General features: G+C 70.9%; 22 protein-coding genes. 12 read left to right on the forward strand and 10 right to left on the reverse strand.

The features are described 5' to 3' along the window. Window positions 1-31: 31 nt before the first annotated feature. On the forward strand, window positions 32-664 hold the full coding sequence (locus tag ACFOYY_RS36335; protein WP_386195776.1) for an IclR family transcriptional regulator: 633 nt from the start codon (window positions 32-34) through the stop codon (window positions 662-664). Window positions 665-671: 7 nt separating this feature from the next. On the opposite strand, the gene ACFOYY_RS36340 is transcribed toward ACFOYY_RS36335, so the two are convergent. From ACFOYY_RS36340 to ACFOYY_RS36350, 3 genes are read right to left on the reverse strand one after another with little or no spacing between them, the layout of a single operon-like run. After that, window positions 672-1,388, reverse strand: coding sequence for a DUF981 family protein (locus ACFOYY_RS36340; protein ID WP_352014246.1), 717 nt, complete (start codon window positions 1,386-1,388; stop codon window positions 672-674). Between the two features lie 45 nt (window positions 1,389-1,433). After that, window positions 1,434-1,877, reverse strand: a complete 444-nt coding sequence (locus tag ACFOYY_RS36345; protein ID WP_362917648.1) for a MarR family winged helix-turn-helix transcriptional regulator — start codon at window positions 1,875-1,877, stop codon at window positions 1,434-1,436. Then, window positions 1,874-2,773 carry a LysR family transcriptional regulator gene (locus tag ACFOYY_RS36350; protein ID WP_386195778.1) on the reverse strand — a complete coding sequence of 300 codons (900 nt, stop codon included), beginning with the start codon at window positions 2,771-2,773 and terminating at the stop codon, window positions 1,874-1,876. Before ACFOYY_RS36350 ends, ACFOYY_RS36345 begins: the two co-directional genes overlap by 4 nt. Window positions 2,774-2,868: 95 nt before the next feature. Here ACFOYY_RS36350 and ACFOYY_RS36355 point away from each other — a divergent pair, with 95 nt between their 5' ends. Beyond that, window positions 2,869-4,212 (forward strand): MFS transporter, encoded by a 1,344-nt coding sequence (locus tag ACFOYY_RS36355; protein ID WP_386195780.1) that lies wholly within the window; start codon window positions 2,869-2,871, stop codon window positions 4,210-4,212. On the opposite strand, the gene ACFOYY_RS36360 is transcribed toward ACFOYY_RS36355, so the two are convergent. After that, window positions 4,189-4,551 carry a VOC family protein gene (locus ACFOYY_RS36360; protein WP_352014250.1) on the reverse strand — a complete coding sequence of 121 codons (363 nt, stop codon included), beginning with the start codon at window positions 4,549-4,551 and terminating at the stop codon, window positions 4,189-4,191. The two genes, ACFOYY_RS36355 and ACFOYY_RS36360, sit on opposite strands and share 24 nt — an antisense overlap. A gap of 141 nt (window positions 4,552-4,692) precedes the next feature. On the opposite strand from ACFOYY_RS36360, the gene ACFOYY_RS36365 reads away from it, so the two are divergent. From ACFOYY_RS36365 to fahA, 3 genes are read left to right on the forward strand one after another with little or no spacing between them, the layout of a single operon-like run. Beyond that, on the forward strand, window positions 4,693-5,862 hold the full coding sequence (locus tag ACFOYY_RS36365; RefSeq protein ID WP_386195880.1) for a homogentisate 1,2-dioxygenase: 1,170 nt from the start codon (window positions 4,693-4,695) through the stop codon (window positions 5,860-5,862). Next, window positions 5,859-6,611 carry a hypothetical protein gene (locus ACFOYY_RS36370; RefSeq protein WP_352014252.1) on the forward strand — a complete coding sequence of 251 codons (753 nt, stop codon included), beginning with the start codon at window positions 5,859-5,861 and terminating at the stop codon, window positions 6,609-6,611. The genes ACFOYY_RS36365 and ACFOYY_RS36370 overlap by 4 nt, the downstream gene beginning before the upstream one ends. Further along, the gene (fahA, locus tag ACFOYY_RS36375) at window positions 6,611-7,747 is read left to right on the forward strand and encodes a fumarylacetoacetase (RefSeq protein WP_386195782.1); all 1,137 of its coding nucleotides are present in this window, start codon (window positions 6,611-6,613) and stop codon (window positions 7,745-7,747) included. Before ACFOYY_RS36370 ends, fahA begins: the two co-directional genes overlap by 1 nt. An 86-nt stretch (window positions 7,748-7,833) precedes the next feature. Here fahA and ACFOYY_RS36380 read toward each other — a convergent pair whose 3' ends face one another. Beyond that, window positions 7,834-8,130, reverse strand: a complete 297-nt coding sequence (locus ACFOYY_RS36380) for a hypothetical protein (RefSeq protein ID WP_386195784.1) — start codon at window positions 8,128-8,130, stop codon at window positions 7,834-7,836. 121 nt (window positions 8,131-8,251) lie between these two features. Further along, a complete protein-coding gene (locus ACFOYY_RS36385; RefSeq protein ID WP_386195786.1) occupies window positions 8,252-9,868 on the reverse strand; it encodes an ABC-F family ATP-binding cassette domain-containing protein in 1,617 nt (538 codons plus the stop codon). A gap of 81 nt (window positions 9,869-9,949) precedes the next feature. Here ACFOYY_RS36385 and ACFOYY_RS36390 point away from each other — a divergent pair, with 81 nt between their 5' ends. The 6 genes from ACFOYY_RS36390 (at window position 9,950) to ACFOYY_RS36415 (ending at window position 15,605) form a co-directional block, all read left to right on the forward strand. After that, a complete protein-coding gene (locus ACFOYY_RS36390) occupies window positions 9,950-10,672 on the forward strand; it encodes a TetR/AcrR family transcriptional regulator C-terminal domain-containing protein (RefSeq protein ID WP_386195787.1) in 723 nt (240 codons plus the stop codon). Between the two features lie 83 nt (window positions 10,673-10,755). Next, window positions 10,756-11,190 (forward strand): NfeD family protein, encoded by a 435-nt coding sequence (locus ACFOYY_RS36395; protein WP_352014258.1) that lies wholly within the window; start codon window positions 10,756-10,758, stop codon window positions 11,188-11,190. A 175-nt stretch (window positions 11,191-11,365) separates the two neighbouring features. Further along, the gene (locus ACFOYY_RS36400; RefSeq protein WP_352014259.1) at window positions 11,366-12,445 is read left to right on the forward strand and encodes an SPFH domain-containing protein; all 1,080 of its coding nucleotides are present in this window, start codon (window positions 11,366-11,368) and stop codon (window positions 12,443-12,445) included. A 152-nt stretch (window positions 12,446-12,597) separates the two neighbouring features. After that, a complete protein-coding gene (tdh, locus tag ACFOYY_RS36405) occupies window positions 12,598-13,626 on the forward strand; it encodes an L-threonine 3-dehydrogenase (RefSeq protein WP_352014260.1) in 1,029 nt (342 codons plus the stop codon). Then, complete coding sequence (locus ACFOYY_RS36410; RefSeq protein WP_386195790.1) at window positions 13,626-14,798, forward strand: glycine C-acetyltransferase; 1,173 nt, start codon at window positions 13,626-13,628, stop codon at window positions 14,796-14,798. The genes tdh and ACFOYY_RS36410 overlap by 1 nt, the downstream gene beginning before the upstream one ends. 153 nt (window positions 14,799-14,951) lie before the next feature. Continuing rightward, on the forward strand, window positions 14,952-15,605 hold the full coding sequence (locus ACFOYY_RS36415) for a phosphatase PAP2 family protein (RefSeq protein ID WP_386195792.1): 654 nt from the start codon (window positions 14,952-14,954) through the stop codon (window positions 15,603-15,605). 114 nt (window positions 15,606-15,719) lie between these two features. Here ACFOYY_RS36415 and ACFOYY_RS36420 read toward each other — a convergent pair whose 3' ends face one another. Together ACFOYY_RS36420 and ACFOYY_RS36425 are read right to left on the reverse strand one after the other, a co-directional pair. Beyond that, complete coding sequence (locus ACFOYY_RS36420; protein WP_386195794.1) at window positions 15,720-16,376, reverse strand: response regulator; 657 nt, start codon at window positions 16,374-16,376, stop codon at window positions 15,720-15,722. A gap of 188 nt (window positions 16,377-16,564) precedes the next feature. Then, the gene (locus ACFOYY_RS36425) at window positions 16,565-18,271 is read right to left on the reverse strand and encodes a sensor histidine kinase (RefSeq protein WP_386195796.1); all 1,707 of its coding nucleotides are present in this window, start codon (window positions 18,269-18,271) and stop codon (window positions 16,565-16,567) included. Window positions 18,272-18,399: 128 nt separating this feature from the next. Here ACFOYY_RS36425 and ACFOYY_RS36430 point away from each other — a divergent pair, with 128 nt between their 5' ends. Continuing rightward, window positions 18,400-19,317 (forward strand): LysR family transcriptional regulator, encoded by a 918-nt coding sequence (locus tag ACFOYY_RS36430; RefSeq protein WP_352014265.1) that lies wholly within the window; start codon window positions 18,400-18,402, stop codon window positions 19,315-19,317. Here the strand turns inward: ACFOYY_RS36430 and ACFOYY_RS36435 are convergent. Both ACFOYY_RS36435 and ACFOYY_RS36440 read right to left on the reverse strand, forming a co-directional pair. After that, complete coding sequence (locus ACFOYY_RS36435) at window positions 19,304-19,984, reverse strand: hypothetical protein (RefSeq protein ID WP_386195798.1); 681 nt, start codon at window positions 19,982-19,984, stop codon at window positions 19,304-19,306. The genes ACFOYY_RS36430 and ACFOYY_RS36435 overlap by 14 nt on opposite strands. 239 nt (window positions 19,985-20,223) lie before the next feature. After that, window positions 20,224-21,201, reverse strand: a complete 978-nt coding sequence (locus ACFOYY_RS36440) for an AraC-like ligand-binding domain-containing protein (RefSeq protein WP_386195800.1) — start codon at window positions 21,199-21,201, stop codon at window positions 20,224-20,226. Window positions 21,202-21,204 lie beyond the last annotated feature (3 nt).

The raw sequence follows: 21,204 nt of genomic DNA on the forward strand, positions 1-21,204 counted from the left end.
GGGGCATGTTCCCAGCCCTGTGGACGCCCTGATGGCCGCGGAGTCCTCGCAGACCCTTGAACGCGGTCTGCGCCTGCTGCGCCTGCTCTCCGACGGCAGGCCCGGCCGGACCCCGACCGAGCTGGCCGCGGAGCTGAGGCTGAGCCGCCCGGCGGTCTACCGCCTGCTCACCACCCTGCAGAACGAGGGGTTCGTCAGGCGGGACGGTGAGGGCCGTCTCCACCTGGGCTTCGGCGTCCTCGTCCTGGCCAGGGCCGTACAGCCGTTGCTGCGTGAGGGCGCCCTGCCCGCCCTGCGGCGGCTCGCCGAGGAGGTCGGGGCGACCGCGCACCTCACGGTCGCCGAGGGGGAGGACGGACTGGCCGTCGCGGTCGTCGAACCGTCGTGGACGGACATGCACGTCGCCTACCGCGAGGGGTCGCGTCACCCGCTGACCAAGGGGGCCGCAGGACTGGCCGTGCTCGCCCTGCGCGAAGGCCGTACGGGCCATGTGGTCACCGAGGGGCACCTCCAGGAGGGGGCCAGGGGCATCGCGGCGCCCGTGCCCGGGCTGCCGTGGCTTGAGGCGTCGGTCGGCGTGGTCTCCTTCACCCCGCTGGACCCCGAGGTCGTCGGCCCCCGGGTGGCCGCCTCGGCCGTCGAACTGTCCCGGGCCCTGGCCTGACCCCGACCTACATGGTGTTGACGATCAGGCCGATGTGGGTGAAGTAGTTCAGCGCCCCGAACAGGGTGAAGGCGATTCCGGCCACCCCCCAGCACACCCCGACGACGGTCGTGAGCCCTCCCCCCTTGGCCCGCAGCGCCAGCGGGAAGAGCACCGCGCCCAGGCCGACCAGGACGTAGAGGCCGGAGATGAACGTCGCCTCAAGCAACGGCATGTCGGCGAAGGCCCCGGAGATGGGCTCCTGGGGCGGGGCGGCGAACAGGGTGTAGGTCCATCCGGCCGCCGCGATGCCGAAGCACCCGAGCCCCATGCCCGCGACGAACAGGGAGACGGGGCCCGCCGTGCGGGCGAGCAGGGCGGGGCGGTCCAGCGCGGCGGCCAGCAGCACGCCCTTGCGCCACAGGTAGAAGGCCGCGAACAACAGCAGCGCCCCGAAGGCCAGTGCGGGCTCCCCGAAGACGATGTTGTCGAAGGGGAAGCCCTGCCCGGCGAGCGGCCAGGTGAGCGTCATGTGCAGGCCGGTCGTCGTGAGGATCAGGCCGAGCACCCCGAAGGCCAGCGCCCAGCCCTCGAAGTGGTCGTTGATCCTGCCGCGCAGCACCTTGTGCCCGAGTGCGACCACCAGGACCAGCCCCACACCCGCCGCGACCGCCATGATCGTGTTGTAGGTGGGCATCCTGGCCCAGTCGATCTTCAGTCCAGGGGCCGCCCCCGCTATCCACATAAGGAACCATTTCCCTATGTAGTCACACCAAAACGGTCAGTAATCTCACGAGGTGCTGTGGACCGTGTAGAGCCGGGCGACCATCTCGTTGAGCAGCTCGCGTTCGGCCGGGTCGAGGGGCGAGAGGAAGTCGGCCTCCACCTCGGTCATCCGTGTCACGGCCTCCTCGACGGCCTGTCTGCCCTCCTCGGTCAGCAGGACGAGCTGTTTGCGCCGGTCGGCCGCGCTGCGGGCCCGCCGGGCGTAGCCGAGCCGCTCCAGCTTGTCGATCACCGCGACCATCGTCGTGCGGTCGAGGCCGGACAGTCCGCACAGGTCACGCTGTGACGCCTCCCGGTCGCCGGCGAGGCTCATCACCCGCAGTTCCTTGCCCGTTATCCCCCACCGCCGCAGTTCGTCCTCGACCCGGTCGCGGACGAGACCGCCCAGGCGCAGGAGCAGGTAACCGGTCGCCGAGGAGATCCGCCGCTCCGCGCTCCACGTGCTCACCCGCCCAACCTACGGCCTGGGTCCGCCACGGCGTACAGGACCTCGCGCAGGCCGGGGACGTCCTCCCGGTCGGCGCGCCAGACGAGCCGCAGCGCCAGCGGGGTGGTTTCGACGGCGAGCCGTACGAGGGTGCCCTCGTCGAGCTGGGCGGAGACCGCGAAGTCGGGCAGCAGGGTGACGCCGAGACCGCGTTCGGCCCAGGCGCGCATGACGGAGACCCCGCCCGCCCTGACCCGGCGCATGTCCTGCCCGAACAGGCGCTCCCCGGCCAGCCAGAACGAGCAGGCAGGCACGTTGACCAGCAGGTCCTGGCCGCGCAGGTCCCGTCTGGTCACCTCTCGCCTCCCGGACAGCGGGTGCCCCGGGGCGGCGACGAGCACGAGCCGTACGGTCTCCAGGTCGAGGAAGTCGAGCGGCGCCGACGGCAGGCCGAAGCCGAGCCCGCCGAGCCCCTCCCCCGCGTCCAGCAGCAGCGCCGCGTCCAGGTCGCCCTCGGCGACGCCGGCCAGCAGCCGGTCCCTGGCGGCGTCGGAGCTCACCTCGACCCGCAGTTCGGGGCGCCGCACGGCCAGCCGGGTGAGGATCGCGGGCACGTGGGTCGCGGCGATGGTCTCCAGCGCACCCAGACGCAGCTCCCGCCCGCCTCCGGCGACGTCGAGTCTGGCCTGTTCGGCCTGGTCGAGGAGTCGCCGCGCCCACGACCGCATGCGCTCGCCGGCCGGGGTCAGGCCCATCCCCCTGGGCCCGCGTTCGAACAGCGCCACTCCCAGGGACCTCTCCAGCACGCGGATCTGCGCCGAGACTGAGGAGGGCGCGTTGCCGAGCGCGTTGGCGGCGTCGGTGACGGTCCCGTGCCTGGCGACCGCCTCGAAGACCTGTAACTGGCGAAGCTCCATGTCGGGCGAACCCCCGGCGAGCGTTCGGATATTCCGAACGGAGCCTGCGTTCTCTCCGGTGGAGCCGTACGGCCCGGCCCACGACAGTGACCCGCATGACCATCGGTTCCACCAGGCGTTCCCTGGCGTTGTTCGGCATCTCCCTCGGCTACTTCACGGTCCTGCTCGACATGACCGTGCTCTCGGTGGCCGAACCTGATCTGGCACGCTCGCTCGGCGGCTCGGTCGCGGGCCTGCAGTGGGCCGTGTCGGGCTACACCGTCGTGTTCGGCGCCCTGTTGCTGTCCGCGGGGGCGATCAGCGACAGGTTCGGCGCGCACCGGGTCTTCCGGGCGGGCGTCGCCTTCTTCGGGGTCGGCTCGCTGCTGAGCGCGCTGTCACCCGACCTGTGGACGCTGGTGGCGGCGCGGGCGCTGCTCGGCGCCGCGGCGGCGGCCTGCGTGCCCGCCTCCATGGCGATGATCAACACGCTCTACCCGGTTCCCGCCGAACGCGCCAAGGCACTGTCGGTGTGGGCGGCCGTCAGCGGGGCCGCGCTTGCCGCCGGGCCGATCGCCGGAGGGCTGCTGGTCGGCCTGTCCGGCTGGCGGGCCGTGTTCCTGATCAACGTCCCGCTGGCGGCGGCCGTACTGGCGCTGACGGCGGGGCGCGCGGTGCGCTGCCCGCGCGGCGACCGCGGGATCGGCTGGCCCGCCCAGCTCGCGGTCTGCGTCGCCCTCGGGCTGGGCACCGACGCGCTCATCGCGCTCGGCTCGGGCGAGCCGGTCCACGCGCTGGGGTCCGGTGCCGCCGCCGTCGCCGCCGGGTTGGCCTTCGCGGCGCTTGAGAGGCGCGGCACCGAGCCGGTCCTGGCGCCCGCCGTACTGCGGGCCCCCGGTATGACGCCCGCGCTGCTGGCCGGTGCTGCGGTCAACTTCACGATGGCCGGGGTGTTGTTCGTGCTGCCGTTGCTCTTCCAGCGGACCCTGGAGCTGTCCCCGCTCGAAACCGGGGTGGCCTTCCTGCCGATGACGCTGCCGTTCGCCGTCAACCCGCTGGTCACCGGCAGGATCGTCGCCAGGTCGGGGCCGCGCGGGCCGGTGACCGCAGGCCTGGCCCTGCTGACCGCGGGAGGTGTGATCTTCGCGGTCGCGGTCACGACCGGGTCGGCCTACCCGCTCCTGGTCGCCGGTCTGCTCTGCACCGGTTTCGGGGTCTCCTTCGCGCTGCCCGCGCTGGTCACCACGGTCGTCGCGGCGGCCCCCACCGGTACGGCCGGCGCCGCGGGCGGCCTGCTCAACGCGGCCAGGCAGGTCGGCGCCACCCTCGGTGTCGCCGTGATGGGCGCCCTGCTCACCCCGGCCCCCGCCGGCACGGCCCGCGCCCTCCTGGTACCCGCCCTGCTCTGCGCGGTCGCCGCGCTCACCCTCGGGCGTTCACGGACGCCCTCCCTCAGGTGAGAGGAACTCCAGGCGGTTGCCGTGCGGGTCGGCGCTGTGGAAGCGGCGCATCCCCGGGAAGTCGTCGGCGAAGTCGACCGGGTAACCGGCCTCGCCCAGACGCCGGGCCCAGTGGTCGAGATCCTCGACCATGAGGCCGGGGTGCGCCTTGCGGGCCGGGCGGAAGTCGGCCTCGACACCCAGGTGGAGTTCGATGCCGTGTCCCCTGAACCAGCATCCGCCACGGGCCGCGAGGAGAGGAGGCTTGGGGATCTCGGTCAGGCCGAGCACCCCCTCGTAGAAGTCGCGGGACAGTTGCTCGCTCCCGGGAGGACAGGCGAGCTGCACGTGGTGAATCATCACAACCCCCTAAGTATCTCGACATCAAGGTACTTCGCCTCGACACGGGAGTCCATGTTTGACATCGGCTCACTCGTTGACGGAAGGTTGTACGTATAAAGGACAACAATGTCCGATAAACGGACGAGCTTGGAGAAGCGGATGCCGTACTACCGCGTCGTGGGTGAGATTCCCCGCAAGCGACACGTGCAGTTCCGGCGGCCCGACGGTGGGCTGTACGCCGAGGAGCTGATGGGTGAGGAGGGCTTCTCCAGCGACTCCTCACTCCTCTACCACCGGTACCTGCCCACGGCGATCATCAAGGCGGAGGCGGTCGAGGACTCCCCCTCCACCACGCTCACCCCCAACCTTCCGCTCTCCCCCAGGCACTTCCGCACCCAGGACCTCCCGACCGGCGGTGACCTGGTCTCCGGGCGCGGCCTGCTGGCGGGCAACGCCGACGTCCGCATGTCGTACGCCGCGACCGAGGCCCCCAGCGAGCTGTACCGCAACTCCATGGGCGACGAGTGCGTCTACATCGCCTCGGGACGGGTCACGTTCGAGTCCACCTACGGCGCGCTCGAAGCCGGGGAGGGCGACTACGTCGTCGTGCCGACCGGGACGATCCACCGCTGGGTCCCCCAGGGTCGCGTCACGGCCTTCGTCATCGAGGCCGCCGGGCACATCAGGCCGCCCAAGCGCTACCTGTCGAAGTACGGCCAGTTCCTCGAACACGCCCCCTACTCCGAGCGCGACCTGCGCACCCCGCAGGAGCCGATGCTCGCCGAGGGCGAGGAGGTCCCGGTGCTGGTCCGCACGCGCGGCGGGCTGACCCGGCTCGTCTACCGCAACCACCCCTTCGACGTGGTCGGCTGGGACGGCTGCCTGTACCCCTACGCCTTCAACATCAGCGACTTCGAACCCGTCGTGAAGCGCACCCACGCCCCGCCGCCGGTGCACCAGACCTTCGAGGGACCGAACTTCGTGGTCTGCTCGTTCTGCCCCCGGCCCCTCGACTTCCACCCCGAGGCCATCCCGATCCCCTACAACCACCACAACGTGGACTCCGACGAGCTGATGTTCTACGCGGGCGGCGACTACACCGCACGCAAGGGCTCGGGCATCGACGTCGGCTCGATCTCGCTGCACCCCGCCGGGTTCACCCACGGCCCCCAGCCCGGCGCCGTCGAGGCCTCCGTCGAGGCCGTACGGCAGGGCCACACGCAGACGAGCGAGCTGGCCGTGATGGTGGACACCTTCCGGCCCCTCGACCTCGGCTCGACCGGCCTGTCCGTCGAGGACCCCGCCTACGCCTGGACGTGGGCCCGGTGACGCTCTTCGACGCCCTGGTCGACGACGCCGGGCTCTTCCCGCCGACCGCGCTGCCCATGGCCAGGGCCCTGGCCAGGCACCGGGCGGACCTCGCGGCGGGCAGCCCGGTGCTGACCCACCGTTTCCTGTGCGCGGCCAGCCGGATCGGCGAGCTGCGCGAGCACCTGGACCACCCGATCAGGCTCGGTCTCGTCCTGGACACCCCCGACCTGCCGCCGCTCGACGGTCTCGACGTCGAGCTGGTCGAGGTCCCCGGGAGGGTCGTGGACCTCGGTGACCTCAAGGCCCGGCTGTTCGTCGAGGTCACCCCGGCCCAGCTGCCCTTCGACCCGCCACAGGGGGTGGGGCTCAAGGTCAGGTGCGGCGGGACGGTCGCCACCGCCTTCCCCTCCGCCCAGGATCTGGGCGCGTTCATCTCCCACTGCGTCGAACGCGGCATCCCGTTCAAGGCCACGGCCGGACTGCACAACGCGGTGCGCCACTTCGACCCGGCGCTCGGCGTCGACCGGCACGGCTTCCTCAACCTGGTCCTGGCGGTCTGCGCCGCCGTCGACGGCCGTGACCCGGCCGCCGTGCTGGGCTCGACGGACGTGGGCGAGCTGGTACGGCTGGCCCGCGAGGTCTCCGAGGACGTCGCGACCCGCGCCAGGCAGCTGCTGGTCTCCTACGGTTCGTGCAGCACGAGCACGCCGATCGAGGACCTGCGAGCCTTGGGGCTCATCGAGAACGCAGTAGAGGAGAACGTGTGATGTCCTGGGGTGTCGAACACCTGCCCTACGGGGTCTTCTCCCGGCACGAGGGGGAGGCCCCGCGCGTCGGGGTGCGCTACGGCGAGCACGTCGTGGATCTCGCCGGAGTCCTGCACGACGAGGTGTTCGCCACCGGCTCGCTCAACGCCTTCATGGCCAGGGGCTCGGCCGCGTGGCGGGACACCAGGACGGTGCTCCAGAACAAGCTGCGCACCGACCCCGGCGCCGTCGAGGCGCACCTGGTCCCGCTCGACCAGGTCAGGCTGCACCTGCCGTTCGAGGTGGCCGACTACGTCGACTTCTACTGCTCCCTCGAACACGCCTCCAACCTGGGCCGGATGTTCCGGCCGAACGAGGAGCCGCTGAAGCCGAACTGGCGCCACCTGCCCGTCGGCTACCACGGCAGGGCGGGAACCGTCGTCGTCTCCGGCACCCCGGTCGTCAGGCCGTCGGGACAGCGTGGCGCGGGGGTGTTCGGGCCGTCGGCGAAGCTGGACATCGAGGCGGAGCTGGGGTTCGTCGTCGGCACGCCGACCGCCCTCGGCGAGCGGTCGGGCCGGTTCGCCGACCACGTCTTCGGGGTGACGCTGGTCAACGACTGGAGTGCCAGGGACATCCAGGCCTGGGAGTACGTCCCGCTCGGCCCCTTCCTCGGCAAGTCCTTCGCCACCTCGGTCTCCCCGTGGATCACGCCGCTGGACGCGCTGTCGGAGGCGCGGACCCCCGGTGTCGCGCAGGATCCCGAGCCGCTTGACTACCTGCGCAGGGACGAGCCGTGGGGGCTGGACCTGACGCTGGAGGTCGCGCTGAACGGGGAGGTCGTCTCGCGACCGCCGTACCGGGGGATGTACTGGACGCCCGACCAGATGCTCGCCCACATGACGGTCAACGGCGCGAGCCTGCGCACCGGCGACCTGTACGCCAGCGGCACGGTCTCCGGCGCCGACCCCGACCAGCGGGGATCGCTGATCGAGCTGACCTGGAACGGCACGGAACCGCTCAAGCTGCCCGACGGCTCGTCGAAGACCTTCCTTGAGGACGGCGACACGGTCACGATCACCGCGACGGCCCCCGGCCCCGGCGGCACCGTGATCACCCTCGGCGAGGTCTCCGGCACCGTCCTGCCCGCCCGCTGAGTCGCTCCTGGTTCGAGGGACGGGTCAGCGGATCCGTCCCTCGAACCACACCGGCTCCGACGAGCACGGCACGGGCATCAGCCGGGTCAGTGTACGAACTTCACGCTCTCGAACCGGGTGTCCGTCGAGCTTCCCGGGGAGAGTTCCTTGATGACCCTGCCGTGGCAGCTGTTTCCCTCGTACAGCAGCGCGTCACGGTTGGTCTTGTTGGTGGCCCCGGCGGAGTAACCGACGCCGTAGCAGAGGTTGTCCTTCGGCGTGAGCAAGGAGTTCGGGAGTCCGGCGGAGGTGTACTCGAAGGTTCCGGACGCGGCAGAGGCCAGGCCCGGGGTGGCCAGGACGAGTGCGGCACAGGCGGCAAGAGCGCCCAGAGTAGTGGACATTGCACGTCGCAAGCTGATCACTCCTTGTTGTTGACTGGCCACAAAGAGTAATTGAAGGGGGGTCGAGAAACCAGGAGCCTCCACTTTCGGAGGCCCGGCCGAGCCGTCCGAGGGGCCGGGTTCAGCGGACCCGTCCCTCGTCCCACACCGGCTCCGCCGACTCGCGGACCCGCCCGTCCGCGCCGAAGACCAGGTAGCGGTCGAAGTCGTCGGCGAACCAGCGGTCGTGGGTGACGGCCAGCACGGTCCCGTCGAAGGCGTCGAGCCCCTCCTGGAGCGCCTCGGCACTGGCCAGGTCGAGGTTGTCGGTCGGCTCGTCGAGCAGCAGCAGGGTCGCCCCCGACAGTTCGAGCAGCAGGATCTGCAGCCTGGCCTGCTGCCCGCCGGAGAGCGTCTCGAACGGCCTGGCACCCGCCGGGGCCAGTTCGTAGCGGGCGAGGGCGGCCATGGCCTCGTTCAGGGTCAGCGCGTGCCCGGTGGTGATCAGTTCCGCGGGCGTACGGCCGTAGAGGTCGGGACGGACGTCGGTCTGGGTGAAATGCCCGGGAACGACCCGCGCCCCCAGCCGCACCGTCCCCGTGTGGCGCACGGAGGGGGTCGCCCCGTCCGCCGCCTGGGCCAGGAGCCTGAGGAAGTGGGACTTGCCCGAGCCGTTCGAACCCAGGACGGCCACGCGCTCGCCGTACCAGATCTCGGTGTCGAAGGACCGCATCAGGCCGGTCAGTTCGAGGTTCTCGCACAGGACCGCCCGTTTGCCGGTGCGTCCGCCCCGCAGCCTCATCCGGATGTTCTGCGCCCTGGGCGCCGCCTCCGGTGGCCCCGCCTCCTCGAACCTGACGAGCCGCGTGCGGGCGGCCCGGTAGGCGGAGGCGAGCGCGTCGTTGGCGGTCGCGCCCTGCCGCAGGGTGTACACGGTGTGCCTGAGCCTGGCGTGCTCCTCGTCCCAGCGGCGGCGCAGTTCGTCGAGCCGCTCGACCCGGGCGGAACGCCCCTGGGCGTAGGTGGCGAACCCGCCGCCGTGCACCCAGACCCGGCGCGACTCGACGGTGACGACCCGGTCGGTGACGGTGGCCAGCAGCCGCCGGTCGTGCGAGACGAGCAGGACGGTCTTGGCGGTCTCCAGCAGGCGCCGTTCCAGCCACTGCTTGGCCGGGACGTCCAGGTAGTTGTCCGGCTCGTCGAGCAGCAGGACCTGGTCGGGACCGCGCAGCAGCGCCTCAAGGACGAGCCTTTTCTGCTCGCCGCCCGACAGGGTGTTCACCGGCCGGTCGCGAAGCTCCTCGTACGGCACGCCGACGGCCTCCGTCGCGCAGGTGTCCCAGACGACCTCCATGTCGTAGCCGCCCGCGTCGCCGTAGTCGGCGAGCGCCTGCGCGTAGCCGAGCTGGGCGGGCTCGTCGTCCCGCGCGGCCAGTACGGCCTCGGCGTCCCGCAGGGTGGCGACGGCCGTACGGATCGGGTCGGGGGCGACGGACAGCAGGAGGTCGCCCGCCGTCCTGTCGTCCCCGACCCCACCGATGAACTGTCGCATCACCCCCAGGCCACCCGAGTGGACCACCCGCCCGGAGTCGGGCCGCAGGTCACCGGCGACCAGCTTCAACAGCGTGGTCTTCCCCGCCCCGTTGGGGCCGACGAGCCCGGCCTTGACGCCCTCACCGACCCGGAAGGACACCTCGTCGAGCAACACCCGCCCATCCGGCAACCGATACCCGACCCGCTCAACCTCGACATGCCCCACGACCCCTCCTCCCCCCTAGACCAACGATCGAGTTACTGGACCGTTGATCCAGTGGTCGATCACCATACTAGACTTGGTCGTGTGGACGACGAAGAGGTGAGGGCATCCCGTACGGCTCGGCAAGGGGCCGGGGAGGTGTGGTTCCGGCCGGCGCGGGCCAGGAGGGAGGCTCCTCCGCTCAGCAGGGAGCGCATCGTGACCGAGGCGGTCGCGCTGCTGGACGAGGAGGGGGCGGAGCGGCTGACCATGCGGCGGCTCGCCGAGCGCCTCGGCACCGGCTCGACCACGCTGTACTGGCACGTCAGGACCAAGGACGACGTGCTCGACCTCGCCCTCGACGCGATCTTCGGCGACGTCGGGCTGCCCTCGGGCGGCGGGGCGGACCGGTGGCGCGCGGACGTCACGGCCCTGATCGGCGGGTGGCGTGCCGCGCTGCTACGCCATCCCTGGTCGGCGGCCCTGCTCGGCCGCCCCCTCATGGGGCCGAACGTCCTGGACCGCGCCGAGTTCCTGCACGCCACACTGGTCGCCGCGGGCTTCACCGAACCACACCTGTCCGCCGCGGCGTACGGCCTGTCCAACTACGTCATCGGCTCGGCGCTGATGCAGGCCACCTGGCTCGCGCGGGACGAGAGGGCGGCGCGGGAGGCGGCCGAGGAGCACCTGCGGACGCGTCGTGAGCGTTACCCCACCCTCGCCGAGTACGGCCCGCCGATCGGCAAGGACTGGGACACGGCCTTCACCATCGGACTTGACTGTCTGCTCGACGGCATCGAGACGCGGCGAAACACCCCCGCAGAATGACTACCGGGTTTCAAATATCGGCATACCGTAGGGAAGGGAACCTCCTGGACATCCGAGCCGTTCATTATTAAGGAGGGCCGGAGATGGATTACTGGGTCATCTGGTTGATTCTCGCGGTGGCGCTCGGCGTCGCTGAGATCTTCACGCTGACCACCGCCCTCGGGCTGCTCGGCGGCGCCGCGCTGATCACCTCCGTCACCGCCGCCCTCGGCCTGCCGCTTCCCCTTCAGTTCCTGGTGTTCGCGGTCACCACGGTGGCGGGAATGGTCGTGGTACGGCCCATCGCCAGACGCCACCTCAAACCGCCGCCCGCCGACAGACGGTTCGGCGTCCAGGCCCTGGTCGGCAAGTCCGCCTACGCCCTGAGCGAGGTGACCGGCAGGGACGGCCGGGTCAGGATCGGCGGCGAGGAATGGTCCGCGAGAGCGTACGACGAGACGCTGGTGATCCCGGCGGGAGCCGTCGTCGACGTCATCGAGATCGAGGGCGCCACAGCGCTCGTCTATCCCCGGGATTGACATCCTCCCGCCGCAAAGCGGGGACTCCACGAAAAGGAGGTCACATTGAGGTTCACGGTTCTCAGGCCCGCCCGGCGGCGAGCCTCCCCGCGCGACAACGGCATGCCCTGCCGTTCCAGCCTCCCTTCCCGCCCCGAAGGACGAGACCTCCAACTCGTAGACGACAGGTGACCACATGGACCCGCTGCTGATCGCCGGACTGCTCGTCGTGCTGTTCGCCGTGTTCACGGTGTTGCGCGCGGTGCGCATCGTCCCCCAGTCCCGGGCACGCAACGTGGAGCGGCTCGGCCGCTACCAGACCACGCTCAAGCCCGGCCTGAACTTCGTGATCCCCTACATCGACCGCGTCTACCCGATGATCGACCTGCGTGAGCAGGTGGTCTCCTTCCGTCCGCAGCCGGTGATCACCGAGGACAACCTCGTCGTCGAGATCGACACGGTGCTGTACTTCCAGGTGACCGACCCGAGGGCGGCCGCCTACGAGATCGCCGACTACATCCAGGCCGTCGAGCAGCTCACGGTCACCACCCTGCGCAACGTCGTCGGCTCACTCGACCTGGAGATGACTCTCACCTCCCGCGACACGATCAACAGCCAGTTGCGCGGCGTGCTGGACGAGGCGACCGGCAAGTGGGGCATCAGGGTGAACCGGGTCGAGATCAAGGCGATCGACCCGCCCAAGACCATCAAGGAGGCGATGGAGAAGCAGATGCGCGCCGAACGGGACAAGCGCGCCGCGATCCTCACCGCCGAGGGACAGCGCCAGTCCCAGATCCTCACCGCCGAGGGTGACAAGCAGAGCGCGATCCTGCGCGCCGAGGGTGAGCGCAGCGCCGCGATCCTCAAGGCCCAGGGCCAGTCCCAGGCGATCGACGAGGTCTTCCAGGCCGTCCACCGCAACGACCCCGACCCCAAGCTGCTGGCCTACCAGTACCTCCAGGTGCTGCCCGAGCTGGCCAAGGGCCAGGGCAACACGTTCTGGGTGATTCCCAGCGAGGTCACCTCCGCGCTCCAGGGTGTGTCGAAGGCCTTCACCGAGTCGCTGCCCCGGTCGAGCGCGACCAGGGAGACCCCCGCGATCGACGAGGCCGCCAAGGAGGCGACCGAGAGGGAGACCGCCCAGGCCGAGCAGGCCGCCGCGGAGGCGGTCGCCGAGGCCGCGGAGAGCGACATCGGCCCCCGCCAGATCGGCCCCGGCGCGCCTGCGATGCCCGACCCCCTGGAGACGAGGAACCGGGACAGAGCCGAACGCTAGATCCCTGGAAGATCCCCTCGGTCGCGGAGGAAAAGCCCAGCTCGGCACAAGCATGAAGCAATGCTGTGGGACGGGTTAAGAAAACCGCGATGGACACCTCAAGAACCGGCCCGGCACAGTGCGTAGGGTCGGAAGCTGAGGGGGGATCTTCTATGAAAGCGCTGGTCAAGGAGAGGGCGGAGCCCGGACTTCGGCTGGCCGATGTGCCCGAGCCGGTCATGGGCGCGGGTGAGGTGCTGATCAGGGTGCTGCGTACCGGCATCTGCGGCACCGACCTGCACATCCGTGATTTCGACGCCTGGGCAAGGCACACCCTGCGGCCCCCGCTGATCGTCGGGCACGAGTTCTGCGGCGAGGTCGTCGAGGTGGCGCCCGGCGTCGAGGACGTCGCGGTCGGCGACCTGGTCAGCGGGGAGGGGCACCTGGTCTGCGGCAAGTGCCGTAACTGCATGGCCGGGCGGCGGCACCTGTGCCGCAACACGGTCGGCCTCGGGGTCAACCGTGACGGCGCCTTCGCCGAGTACCTGACGCTTCCCGCGTCCAACGTCTGGGTGCACAGGACCCCGGTCGACCCGGACGTGGCGGCGATCTTCGATCCGTTCGGCAACGCCGTACACACCGCGTTGACCTTCCCGATGGTCGGCGAGGACGTGCTGATCACCGGGGCCGGGCCGATCGGGCTGATGGCCGCCGCGGTCGCCACGCACATCGGGGCCCGCAACGTGGTCGTCACCGACGTCAGCCCCGAACGGCTGGAGCTGGCGGGCAAGCTGGGGGTGAACCTCGCGCTGAACGTGGCGGAACGTTCCATCGCGGACGGCATGCACGAACTGGGCCTGCGCGAGGGCTTCGACGTCGGCCTGGAGATGTCCGGGAACCCGAGGGCGCTCCGTGACATGATCGCCAACATGACGCACGGCGGCAGGATCGCCATGCTCGGCCTGCCCGCCGAGGAGTTCGCGGTCGACTTCTCGACCGTCGTCACCTCGATGCTCACCATCAAGGGCATCTACGGCAGAGAGATGTACGAGACGTGGTACTCCATGTCGGTTCTCCTGGAGAAGGGGCTTGACCTGTCCCCCGTCATCACCGACCGCTTCTCCCACCGCGACTTCGACGCGGCCTTCGACACCGCGGCGAGTGGCAAGACCGGAAAAGTCATCATGGATTGGACCGCCTGATGTTCGACAACGTCCGCGCCGACCTGCGTGACACCCTCGACGAGATCGCCGCCGCCGGGCTGCTCAAGCCCGAGCGGGTCATCACCACCCCCCAGCGGGCGGACATCGCCGTCGCCGGAGGCGGCGAGGTTCTGAACTTCTGCGCCAACAACTACCTCGGCCTGGCCGACCACCCCGAAGTGGTCAACGCGGCCAGGGAGGCACTCGACCGCTGGGGCTTCGGCATGGCCTCGGTGCGTTTCATCTGCGGCACCCAGGAGGTGCACAAGCAGCTTGAGGCACGGCTGGCCGGCTTCCTCGGCCAGGAGGACACGGTCCTGTACAGCTCCTGTTTCGACGCCAACGGCGGGGTCTTCGAGACGCTGCTCGACGAACGGGACGCGGTGATCTCCGACGCGCTCAACCACGCGAGCATCATCGACGGCATCCGGCTGAGCAAGGCCCGCCGCCTGCGCTACGCCAACCGTGACATGGCCGACCTCGAAGCCAGGCTCAAGGAGGCCTCGGACGCCCGGCGCAGGCTGGTCGTCACCGACGGTGTGTTCTCCATGGACGGCTACGTCGCGCCGCTGCGTGAGATCTGCGAGCTGGCCGAGCGGTACGAGGCCATGGTGATGGTCGACGACTCGCACGCGGTCGGCTTCGTCGGCGCCGGCGGCCGGGGCACCCCCGAGCTGCACGGCGTCATGGACCGCGTGGACATCATCACCGGCACCCTCGGCAAGGCGCTCGGCGGCGCCAGCGGCGGCTACGTCTCGGCGCGCAGGGAGATCTGCGAGCTGCTGCGCCAGCGGTCCCGCCCCTACCTGTTCTCCAACTCGCTCGCCCCGGCCATCGCCGCCGCCTCGTTGCGCGTCCTCGACCTGATCAGCACCTCCGACGACGCCCGGGTACGGCTGCGCGCCAACACCGAGCGGTTCCGTACCCGGATGACCGAGGCCGGGTTCGACCTGCTGCCCGGCGACCACCCCATCGTCCCGGTCATGATCGGCGACGCGGCCGAGGCGGGCGCCATGGCCGAGCGGCTGCTCGAACAGGGCGTCTACGTGATCGGCTTCTCCTACCCCGTCGTACCGCACGGCAAGGCCCGCATCCGGGTCCAGTTGTCCGCGGCCCACTCGCTCGACGACGTGGACCGTGCCGTGGAGGCGTTCGTCGCGGCCAGGAGGTGACCTCTCCCGGCCCTGACGGTTGACCGACGGTCGCCGCAGGTTCCTGACGGTTGACGAAAGTCAACGCACACCGGCGACGATCGGCGGCTGTGTGCCATATCCCCTGATTCCTACCTTCGTAAGGTCGTTGACCAGGGGGTATGCGGAGGGGCCATGGATGACGGACTGTATCGGGACGTCGTGGAACTCGCGGCGAGAACGCCGGAGTGGTTTCGGGGGCTGGCGGAGACGGGCACCGACGGGATGCTCGTGGTGTTCGCCGTGCTGTACCTGTGGGCGTGGTGGCGGGCCAGGAGAGGCTCCGCCGGGATGATGGCGCTGGCGCTGCTCGGCCCGGTGGGTACGGTGGCCGCCTACGTGGTCAGCGAGGTCGTCAAGGTGGTGCTGCGGGAGGATCGGCCGTGCCGGGCGCTGCGTGGGGTGCCCACGATCGTGCCGTGCCCGCCGTACGGGGACTGGTCCCTGCCGAGCAACCACGCGACGCTCGCGGCCGGAGCGGCGGCCGGGCTGGTGCTCGCCTGGCGGGCGCTGGCGCCGTACGTGGTGGTGCTGGCGCTGCTGGGCGGGGCGTCACGGGTTTTCGTCGGCGCGCACTATCCGCATGACGTGGTGGTGGGGCTGCTGCTCGGCGGGGTGCTGGCGCCGGTCGTGGTGCTCGCGCTCAGCGGTCCCGCGACCGCGCTGGTCGAACGGCTGCGCGGACTGGCGGCGCTGCGCCCGCTGCTGCTCGCCCCCGGCGGTCTCACACCTGAGGCTCACTCCGGCCCGGGTCGCTCCCGCTCGCGGGCCGCCCGCCGTACCGGATGACCACACCCGAGGCCCGCTTCCCGCTGGGGTCGCCATCACCCAGCCGGTGGTCACGCTTCCGGCCCGGGTCGCCCACACCCGGCCGGATGATCACGCTTCTGACCTGGGTCGCTCTCACTCGCGGCGCACCAGCCGGGCGTCGTGGGCGACGACCGCGGCCTGGACTCGGTTGCGCACGCCCAGGCGGCCCAGGATCATGCTGGTGTAGGTCTTGACGCTGCCCTCGGCCAGGTGGAGACGGCGGGCGATCTCCGCGTTGGACAGCCCGGCGCCGATCAGCGCGAGCACCTCCCGTTCACGGTTGGTCAGCACAGCGACCCGGTCACGGGCCTGCGCCGTCCTGGACAGGTCGTCACCGGTCAGTTCCCTGATGACCCGGGCCGCCACGCTGGGTGAGAGGTAGGCGCCGCCCCCGGCCACCGCCCGGACCCCGAGCAGGAACTCCCTCGGGTCTCCGGTCTTGAGCAGGAAGCCGGTGGCGCCGTCGGCGAGGGCGCGGGAGACGTAGGAGTCCTTGCTGAACGTGGTCATGATCAGCACTGCCGTCGCGGGTGCCACGGCACGCAGTTCGGCGGTGGCGGCCAGGCCGTCCAGGCGCGGCATGCGGATGTCGACCAGCGCCACGTCCGGCCGGTGGGCACGCACCGCCTCGACCAGCTCCCGCCCGTCGGCGGCCTCGGCGACCACCTCGATCTCCGGATCGGCCGACAGGATCATCCGCACCCCGGCGCGGACCACCGCCTCGTCGTCGGCCAGCACCACTCGCACCACCGTCGTCCCCCTCTCACCCGGCCCTGTCGAACTTCCGTACGAGAACCCGTGGGCCTCTTCACCTCACATGGCCCCGCGGAACCCTCATGCGAGCCCACGGATCTCACACGGCCCCGCGGAAGCCCACGGACATCACACGTGTCCCCGCAGGACCCTCACGCGGCCCTGCGGAACCCCTCGTGTGGCTTCTACGGGCTCCGGTTCGCGGGCAGGAAATCCTTGCTCACCAGGCGCCCGCCCGCGAAACACAGCCGGAACAGCTCACGGTGCGAGGCGTCGAAGGGGTTGGCGTGGGTGCCGTAGTAACGGCAGTCCGCCCCCCGTGGCCTGGCCGATTCGCCGGGCACCGGCCCGTCGATGCGGGAACGGCCGGGCAGCACCCGCGCCACGGCCGTCTGGTCCTGGCCGGGACGCAGTCGCTGGAAATCTTCGGGGGTCAGCACCGAGGACGCGGCGTCGTAGATCATGAAGGCCACCACCACCAGGGTGACCACCGTGACGGCGGTGACGGCGGTGGCGACCGCGGTGACGCGCGTGCGGCGTGCCCTGAGCCGTGCCCTGGCCAGATGGGTCGCCGAGACCGAGACCGGCCCCGGCTCGGCGATCTGTCCCGGTGCGTGGGGCAGGCGCGCGCTCAGCTCGAACCCCTCGCCGGGTTCCCCGGCCGGTTCGATGCCCGCTCCCTCTCCGGGCTCCCGGCCGGCCCCTCTCCCGAGCCCCACGCCCCTTGCCGGCTCCCCGAACCTCCCGAACCCCTCGTTCTTCGGCCCCGCCCGCAGGGAGCCGCCGCACAGCCGGACCCGCTCCCTGAGCCCTTCGAGCCCGTGTCCACCGGACGCGCGGTCCTGGGGGCGGCGTGCCGGACCCGTGGTCACCGTGACCACGGTCTCCGTGGCCAGGTGCTCGACCGTCACGATGACCGGGGCACCGGGGGCGTGCTTGGCGGAGTTGGTCAGGCCCTCCTGCACCACCCGCCGCAACGCCCGCTCGGCCATGGCCGACGGGAGAGAGCCGCCGGAGAGAGGGCCGTCTGGGGGAGGGCCGTCCGGGCGGGAGCCGTTGGGGAGGGGGCCGTCACCCATGGTCCTCAGCTCGACCCGCATGCCCGCGGCCCGAGCCCGCTCGACCAGCTCGGGGACGCCCTCCTCCTGGACGGTCCCGGTGTCGTGGTGCAGCATGTCCACGATCTCCTGCAGCCGCTCCGAGGCGGCCGTGACCGCCCTGCGCGCCTCGCCCGCCGCCAGCCGGTAGCGCTCGTCGAGGCCGGGAGCCACCTCAAGCCCACCGATCCGCAGCGCGACCAGCCCGAGTTCGTGCCCGAGCAGGTCGTGCATGTCACCGGCGATGCGGGTGCGCTCGCGGGCCCTGGCCTGCTCGGCGATGAGCCGCTGGGCGCGTTCGAGCTCCTCGGCCCGTTCCCAGCCCTCCCTCGCCAACAGTAGGTACTGCCTGCGGGCGCGTCCCGCCAGCCACGGCACGACCGCGCCCAGCACGGCGCCCGAGACCGCGACGAACCCGGCTCCCGCGTCGCTGACCAGCGGTGTCACCGTCCCCGCCAGGACCAGCAGCCCGCCGAGCGCGGCCACCGCCTGACCGGCCCTGTCCATCCGGACCCCGGCGAGGTAGGCGAACACCGCCATCGCCGCCAGCACCGTGAACGGGTTGCCGCGTGTCGCCTCGACCAGCCACAGCCCCGACCCCAGCAGCATCGCCGCCAGCGGCCGGGCACGGCCGAGCGCCACCCCGGCGCCGATCACCGCCAGGCAGGTGAACGCCCCCCACCACGCGAGGGGATGGGCCGTCCTTGAGGTGAACCCGGCCAGCAGCACCGGCACGGCCAACGACGCCCACAGCAGCACCGCCGTGAGCGTCTTTCCCCCTGTCCCCGTAGCCATCCCGGCAACGTTATCCACCCCCGGAGGGTGCTCCCATCGCCGAAAGTCAACCTGTGGATAACCGCCGGCGGGCCGGAAACAACCCCTGTTTGTACCCGTCTGTAAATAATTCCGGCGAAAATGGGCAGGTGATAGACACGCGACGGCTCAGGACCCTGCGTGCGGTGGCCGACCACCGGACGGTCACCGCCGCTGCCGCCGCGCTGCACCTCACCCCCTCGGCCGTCTCCCAGCAGCTCATCGCCCTCGAACACGAGGTCGGCCACCGGCTGCTGGAACGCGACGGCCGGGGCGTACGACTGACCGCCGTCGGCCGCATCCTGCTGGGTCACGCCAACGAGGTGCTCGCCCAGCTGGAGCGGGCGGACGCCGACATCGCCGCCTACACCGCGGGCACGGCCGGGGAGGTGACGGTGGCCTCCTTCGCCACCGCCATCGGCCTGCTCGTCGCCCCGGCCGTCGGCAGGCTCAAGGACAAGGAGCCCGGCATCCGGGTGCGCGTCCTGGACGCGGAGGGGGACCAGAGCCTCACCATGGTCCTGGACGGCGCGGTCGATCTCGCGGTCGCGGTCGAGTACCGGGGTGCCCCGGCGGAGACCGACCGCAGGCTCTCACGCATCCCGCTCTACTCGGAGCCGTTCGACGTGGTCCTGCCCCGCGAGCACCCGCTGGCGGGGCAGGAGGTGACGGTGGCCGACCTGCACGGCGAGACCTGGATCGGCCCCTACCCCGGCAATCCCTGCCACGACGTGATCGCACTGGCCTGTGAGCACGCGGGTTTCACCCCCGAGTTCGCGCACTCCTCGGACGATTTCAGCGCCGTCGTGGCGCTGGCCGCCGCCGGGGCGGGGGTGGCGATGGTGCCGCGCCTGGCGCTGCGCGGCCCCGACCTGTCGGGGGTGGCGGTCCGCCCGGTCTCGGGCCCCGAACGCCGTGTCTTCGCCGCCGTACGGCGAGGCGCGGAGCACCATCCCCTGCTCGTCCCCCTTCTGGACGCCCTACGGGACGTCGCGACTGAGCCGGGTCACCCCGCTAGCAGTTCCTGACGCTGTGCACAGGGGTCCAGTCGCCGCTGCTGTCCCTGCTGTGGGCCGGCGGGGTGGTGTAGATGAGCTTGCCGCTCTTGTTGTACATCCGCGCTCTCGTGCCCTTCGTCTGGTTGTTGTCCCAGGACCCGTTGCCGACGAGGGAGATGGGGTATCTGCCGCAGCTGTACATGTCGATCGTGGTGCCCCTGAAACCGGGCTCCCGCCACGCGCAGAAGTGCCCGTAGGCCGCCTTGCCGCCGGCGCAACCACTGGCGGAGACGAGCCCGGCCTCGGGGGACAGGTCACGGGGAGCGTCCTCGTCGGGGAGGGCGATGAACACGTCCGCCTTCCCGTCGACGACGACCTTGTTGAGAGCCACCTGTCTGCCTCCCAGCGTGGACAGGTAGAGGTTCGCGCTGTTCTGCAGTGTGGTGATCTGTTCCTCGGTCAGCCCCGCGGCCCTGCCCTGCTCGGCGAAGGCCGCCTGCGCCTCGGGCGGGGTCGCGTTCGCGAAGTTCTCTGGCGGGGTCACGCTCTTGGAGTCTCCGGAAGGAGTCACGTTCGTGGGATCGTCGGGCGAGGTCGTGGCCCCTGCCCCCTGGGCGGTGAGGAACAGAGCCAGCGCGGCGCCCGACAGCACGGCCAGGGGCCGCGCCGTACGCCTTGCCGATGTGATGGCACGCATGGACAGTCGTCCTTTCGTTGGTGGAGAGGTTGCGACGCCTTCCGCGGAAGGTCCCCGGCCGTCTTCCTAGGGCGCTCTTCACGGCCGCGTTCGGGGATCTCACCGATGCGGGTGTGGCGTGACACGGGAGGCAGGAGACCGTTGGGCCGGTCGTCCGTGGTGCCCGCCGCAGGACAAGAGTGAACCGCGTGCGCTTCTGACGGCATTGCGTCTACGCGCCAGGTCGTTATCCGTGAGTGTCAGGCCCGTGCGCGACCGGAGATGTGCAGGCGCCGGTACGCCTGGGGGGTGATGCCGTAGGCGGTGCGGAAGGCGCGGGTGAAATGAGCGGCGTCGGTGAGTCCCCACCGGGCCGCGACCGCGTGGGCCGGTCTGCCTTCGAGCTGGGGATTGGCCAGGTCACGGCGGCAGTGGTCCAGCCGTAGAGCGCGGATCCAGGCGGCGACCGTGCGTTCCTCGGTCAGGAAGAGCCGGTGCAGGGCCCGGACGGAGATGTTGTGCGCCGCGGCGATGGTCTCCGGCGAGAGCGCGGGATCGGCCAGCCGCCGATGGATGAAGGCGTGTATCCGCGCCAGCAGCACGCGTTGCCTGGTGTCGGGAGGGGGCGTCGTGCCCTTCTCCCCGGCGAGCAGCATCGTCAGCAGATCGAGCACGGTCACGCCGAGACGGGTGACCTCCCCGTGCTGGAACCGGTCGGCGTCGGTGACGAGCCGGCCGAGGAATCCCAGGAGTAACGCGCCAACCCCCTCCCTGCTGGAGAAGACCCAGGGGGTGCACCGTTCGGACATGGTTTCGGGCAGGTGAAGCATCGTGCGGGGGACCATGGCGAAGATGCCCTGGATCGTGCTCTCGTCGTCGCCCGTCGTCAGTACGGAGTACGGGTTCCAGCTGTTGTAGACCACGATGTTCGACGGGCCCATGGCGACGTGCTCGCGGCCCTGCACCACCGCGCCGTGGCCACGGAGGGGAATCGCTACCTGGAGCAGTTCCGGTTCGGACTGCCGGATGTGTTTCATAGTGCGATGCGTCCATATATCCGAGCAACTGACCTTGGAGATGTGGACGGCACCGAAATCCATGCTGCGCATCTCCCCGTGGAAGTCGGCGGGAGACTCGCTGACGACCTCCAGCGGCAGCAGCGTCTGGGAGACCAGATGCCGCCAGTATTCGAACCGCTCGGCGGGCGCGACACCATCAGTGTGAATCACAGTGCGCACTGT

The organism is Streptosporangium jomthongense, from assembly GCF_042650425.1.
Classification (GTDB): Bacteria; Actinomycetota; Actinomycetes; order Streptosporangiales; family Streptosporangiaceae; genus Streptosporangium.

Coding starts and splice junctions, on each gene's coding strand:
- ACFOYY_RS36400 (WP_352014259.1), top strand. CDS start 11,366: ATGGACCCGCTGCTGATCGCCGGACTGCTCGTCGTGCTGTTCGCCGTG.
- ACFOYY_RS36380 (WP_386195784.1), bottom strand. CDS start 8,130: ATGTCCACTACTCTGGGCGCTCTTGCCGCCTGTGCCGCACTCGTCCTG.
- ACFOYY_RS36335 (WP_386195776.1), top strand. CDS start 32: ATGGCCGCGGAGTCCTCGCAGACCCTTGAACGCGGTCTGCGCCTGCTG.
- ACFOYY_RS36350 (WP_386195778.1), bottom strand. CDS start 2,773: ATGGAGCTTCGCCAGTTACAGGTCTTCGAGGCGGTCGCCAGGCACGGG.
- ACFOYY_RS36415 (WP_386195792.1), top strand. CDS start 14,952: ATGGATGACGGACTGTATCGGGACGTCGTGGAACTCGCGGCGAGAACG.
- tdh (WP_352014260.1), top strand. CDS start 12,598: ATGAAAGCGCTGGTCAAGGAGAGGGCGGAGCCCGGACTTCGGCTGGCC.
- ACFOYY_RS36410 (WP_386195790.1), top strand. CDS start 13,626: ATGTTCGACAACGTCCGCGCCGACCTGCGTGACACCCTCGACGAGATC.
- ACFOYY_RS36360 (WP_352014250.1), bottom strand. CDS start 4,551: ATGATTCACCACGTGCAGCTCGCCTGTCCTCCCGGGAGCGAGCAACTG.
- ACFOYY_RS36340 (WP_352014246.1), bottom strand. CDS start 1,388: ATGTGGATAGCGGGGGCGGCCCCTGGACTGAAGATCGACTGGGCCAGG.
- ACFOYY_RS36355 (WP_386195780.1), top strand. CDS start 2,869: ATGACCATCGGTTCCACCAGGCGTTCCCTGGCGTTGTTCGGCATCTCC.
- ACFOYY_RS36425 (WP_386195796.1), bottom strand. CDS start 18,271: ATGGCTACGGGGACAGGGGGAAAGACGCTCACGGCGGTGCTGCTGTGG.
- ACFOYY_RS36435 (WP_386195798.1), bottom strand. CDS start 19,984: ATGCGTGCCATCACATCGGCAAGGCGTACGGCGCGGCCCCTGGCCGTG.
- fahA (WP_386195782.1), top strand. CDS start 6,611: ATGTCCTGGGGTGTCGAACACCTGCCCTACGGGGTCTTCTCCCGGCAC.
- ACFOYY_RS36365 (WP_386195880.1), top strand. CDS start 4,693: ATGCCGTACTACCGCGTCGTGGGTGAGATTCCCCGCAAGCGACACGTG.
- ACFOYY_RS36395 (WP_352014258.1), top strand. CDS start 10,756: ATGGATTACTGGGTCATCTGGTTGATTCTCGCGGTGGCGCTCGGCGTC.